Annotated in this window: 1 protein-coding gene; it reads right to left on the reverse strand. The window is 54.8% G+C overall.

Annotated features, from left to right (window positions below; genetic code table 11):
• On the reverse strand, window positions 1-245 hold a 245-nt coding region (locus tag EN845_RS35925), incomplete at its 3' end, for a hypothetical protein (RefSeq protein WP_135931357.1).
• Window positions 246-281: the final 36 nt, after the last annotated feature.

Raw genomic sequence — 281 nt, forward strand, 5'->3', positions numbered from 1 at the left:
CGAACGCGCCGGCGGTCGGCGCGTTCGAACTCGATCAATACAGGCCCGGAAACCGCTCGCATCCGGGTGAATGAAAACAAATGCGAGTTCTGCAATGGAAAAGCTGGCGCTCGCCCGTCGCGGCGTTGCCGGTGATCCTTCACCTTGCTGCATCGGTTCTGACTGTTACACTTCTGCTTTTGCAGAATGCGGAAGCAGTAATTGATCTGATCAGCAAGGTGAAGGCGCTTCTGATTTTTCATCATGGGCGTATCCTCCATTGCTAGACTCCGGCATACCTG

Source organism: Mesorhizobium sp. M8A.F.Ca.ET.202.01.1.1, assembly GCF_004791595.1.
GTDB lineage: Bacteria > Pseudomonadota > Alphaproteobacteria > Rhizobiales > Rhizobiaceae > Mesorhizobium.